The following is a 3,154-nucleotide window of genomic DNA, read 5'->3' on the forward strand; positions in this document are numbered from 1 at the left end:
CGTGGTGTTCCGTCGCGCGGCGGCGGCGCCCGCGCGGACGCTTCCGGGCGCGACCACCACCGTCCTGGCGACCCTGGCCGGCCCGTGGAGCGTCCGCTTCCCGCCGAACTGGGGCGCGCCACCGGAGGTCCGTCTCGACCGCCTCGTCTCCTGGACCGCGTCCGCCGATCCCGGCGTGAAGTACTTCTCCGGGACGGCCACCTACGAGAAAGACCTCCAGGCGCGGCCCCCCTGGTTCCGTCCGGGGGCGAAGGTGATGCTGGATCTCGGAGACGTGAAGGAGATCGCGGAGGTCTCGGTCAACGGCACGCCGTTCGGGATCCTCTGGAAGCCGCCCTTCCAGGCGGACGTGACGGCCGCGCTCCGGCCGGGGTCGAACCACCTCGAGATCAAGGTCACGAACCTCTGGCCCAATCGGATGATCGGCGACCAGCAGCCCTCGGCGACGAAGGCCTACACCTTCACCGATTACAAGGCGTACACGAGGGATTCGCCGCTGCTCGAGTCCGGGCTGCTGGGACCGGTGACCCTCCTGGCCGTGACGTCGCGATGACTCGTCTTCATTAAGGAGGCCGGAGATGCGTGCTCGCCGGGGATCGTTCGGCTGGGGGATGCTCGTCGGCGCGAGTGCCATGGCGCTGGTGGGCTGGAGTCTCGGGTGGCCGGCGCAGGGCGTCGAGGCGGCCGCGCCTTCGGCGGCCCGGTACCCGATCAAGGTCGTCCTCGAGAACGCGCGCGTGCGCGTCAGGGACGTGACGTTCCCACCGGGCGTGCTCGACACCGGCATGCACACGCACGAGTTCGCCCACGTGGGCGTCATCCTCACCCCGGGCTCGCTGGTGTTCACCGAGCCGGGCAAGCCCGCGGAGACCGTGCGGTTCGACTCTGGCAGCGTCGGCTTCCGCGAGGGCAACGTCATCCATCAGGTTGCCAACCCGGGAACGGCGCCCATGCGCGTGATCGAGGTCGAGCTCAAGTAAGGAGTTAAGATCGGCCTCCAGATGACGAGAGCCTCGCGCAAGGTCGCGTCGCCGCGGGTGGTCTCGGTGGAAGATCTCCGGCCCCTGGCGCGGCGCCGGGTACCCCGTGCCGTGTTCGACTATCTCGACGGAGGCGCGGAGGGCGAGGTCACGCTGCGGGAGAACTGCCGGGCCTTCGAGGACCTGACCTTCCGGCCCCGGCACGCCGTCGCGCACGCCGAGTGCAACCTGCGTACTCGCGCGCTGGGCTTCGACCTGTCCGTCCCCTTCATGCTGGCACCGGTGGGATACAGCCGCCTCATGCATCCGGGCGGCGAGGTGGCGGCCGCGGGCGCCGCCGGCCGAGCGGGCACGGCCTACATCCTCTCCACCATCTCGGGGCACCGGCTCGAAGACGTGAAGGCCGCCTCCCCCGGCCCCGTGCTCTACCAGCTCTACCTCCTCGGTGGCCGGGCGGCCGGCGAGGCGTCCATCGAGCGAGCCCGCGCCGCAGGGTTCGCCGGCCTCGTCGTCACCATCGATACACCCGTCGCCGGCATTCGTGAGCGCGACCTTCGCAACGGGATGAAGGAGCTGGTGGGTTCGGGCCTGCTGGAGAAGGTCCCGTACCTCCCCGAGATCCTGTCCCATCCGGGTTGGCTCCTGGGCTTCCTGCGCGACGGCGGGATCCGGCCGCTCCCCAACGTCGTGATCCCGGGCCAGGGTCCGATGCCGCTCCTCGACGTCGCGGCCGCTCTCGCCAGCTCGACTGTGACCTGGGCCGACCTGGGCTGGATCCGCGCCGCCTGGCGCGGGCCGCTCGTCGTGAAGGGCGTCCTCACCGCCGACGACGCGCGTCGCGCCGCCGACGAGGGCGCGGCCGCCATCTCCGTCTCCAACCACGGCGGACGCCAACTGGACGGCGTGCCCGCCTCGATACGCGCCTTGCCCGAGGTGGTGGCGGCGGTCGACGGCCGGGTCGAGGTCTGGATGGACGGAGGCATCCGCCGGGGCGCCGACATCGTCAAGGCGCTGTGCCTCGGTGCTCGGGCCGTCCTCTGCGGCCGCGCCTATGCGTATGGCCTGGCCGCCGCCGGGGGGGCGGGGGTCGACCGCGCCATCGAGATCCTGCGCGCCGACCTGGACCGCACGCTGAGGCTGCTCGGGTGCCCGTCCGTGGCCGCCCTGGACCGCTCCTACGTGAACGTGCCGAAGAGCTGGGAATGGTCTTGAACCTGATGGGTCGCCACTACCAGTTCTTCAGCCTCATGTTCCGATACTCGACCTTCATCGGCGGGCCGACGTGAACCTGGACGCCGATCAACCCGTCGATCGGGCGGTGGCTCGCGTCGTCGTCGATGACCACGCTCATCACGCGACCGTTGACGATGTGCCTGAGCGTATGGCCACGTGCCATCAGATGAACCGAGTTCCAGCCATCCGTCACCACCGCCGCCAGCTCTCTCTCGTCTCCAAGGGTTGAGACCAGGACGGGCGGCCGGCCTCCGACGACCCTCGTGAGCTGTCCTCGCACGGCGAGAAAGAGCCGGCCCTTTTCCTCGTAGTTGTTCCCGACGTACCGATTGCGGCCGTCGATGTCGCACTGATACCCGCGCATCGCGAACTTGTTGTCCGGCGTCACCGGGTCGGGCACGACCACACTGCGGTAGTTGATGCCGCTGTTGCCTTCGGGCGTGATGCGATAGTCCAGCTTCAGCTCGAAGTCCTTGGGCCGGCCGCCACGCCAGATGATGAAGGTGTTGCTCTTGACCACGGTGGCGGGCGTGATCTCGCCCACGAGCGAGCCATCCTCGACGCGCCAATACTTCTGGTCTCCCTCCCAGCTCGCGAGCGTCTTGCCGTCGAAGATCGCCTGGAACCCGGGCTCGTCGCCGGTGATGGTCTCTGGACGGTCGCTCTGCCGGGGGATGTAGGGCGATGCCGGCGGCGGGGAGCCCTGGGTGCTGGCTCCGAGTAGCGCCAAACCTCCGAGAAGCGCGACGATCCGTCGTGAACGTCGCATGATGTCGGCTCAGACACTCTGAGGTCCGCACAACACCGCGTTGAGCGGCGAAGGCCGCGGCCTTCTAGCGCGCGCGGACTTCGTCCGCTCCAACGCGTTGTTATCCGGCCCCTCGAGAGCGCCACACCCTGGGATGCCGCTTGGCATGAATGCAGCCTACTACCACCACTTC

4 protein-coding genes are annotated in these 3,154 nt (G+C 69.4%); 3 read left to right on the top strand and 1 reads right to left on the bottom strand.

The window, feature by feature from the left end:
* From VGW35_24205 to VGW35_24215, 3 genes are all read left to right on the top strand, one after another.
* A partial coding sequence (locus tag VGW35_24205) for a glycoside hydrolase (GenBank protein ID HEV8310776.1) occupies positions 1 to 553 on the top strand: 553 nt, incomplete at its 5' end.
* A gap of 25 nt (positions 554 to 578) precedes the next feature.
* Positions 579 to 980 (top strand): hypothetical protein, encoded by a 402-nt coding sequence (locus VGW35_24210; GenBank protein ID HEV8310777.1) that lies wholly within the window; start codon positions 579 to 581, stop codon positions 978 to 980.
* Between the two features lie 21 nt (positions 981 to 1,001).
* The gene (locus tag VGW35_24215) at positions 1,002 to 2,192 is read left to right on the top strand and encodes an alpha-hydroxy acid oxidase (GenBank protein ID HEV8310778.1); all 1,191 of its coding nucleotides are present in this window, start codon (positions 1,002 to 1,004) and stop codon (positions 2,190 to 2,192) included.
* A gap of 16 nt (positions 2,193 to 2,208) precedes the next feature.
* On the opposite strand, the gene VGW35_24220 is transcribed toward VGW35_24215, so the two are convergent.
* Complete coding sequence (locus VGW35_24220) at positions 2,209 to 2,982, bottom strand: DUF1080 domain-containing protein (GenBank protein ID HEV8310779.1); 774 nt, start codon at positions 2,980 to 2,982, stop codon at positions 2,209 to 2,211.
* Between the last annotated feature and the right edge of the window lie 172 nt (positions 2,983 to 3,154).

This window comes from Candidatus Methylomirabilota bacterium (assembly GCA_036005065.1).
Taxonomy (GTDB): Bacteria; Methylomirabilota; Methylomirabilia; order Rokubacteriales; family DASRDR01; genus DASYQW01.

What these genes read in the sequence shown, in the direction of transcription:
- VGW35_24210 (HEV8310777.1), top strand. Translation starts at nt 579, where the DNA reads ATGCGTGCTCGCCGGGGATCGTTCGGCTGGGGGATGCTCGTCGGCGCG.
- VGW35_24215 (HEV8310778.1), top strand. Translation starts at nt 1,002, where the DNA reads ATGACGAGAGCCTCGCGCAAGGTCGCGTCGCCGCGGGTGGTCTCGGTG.
- VGW35_24220 (HEV8310779.1), bottom strand. Translation starts at nt 2,982, where the DNA reads ATGCGACGTTCACGACGGATCGTCGCGCTTCTCGGAGGTTTGGCGCTA.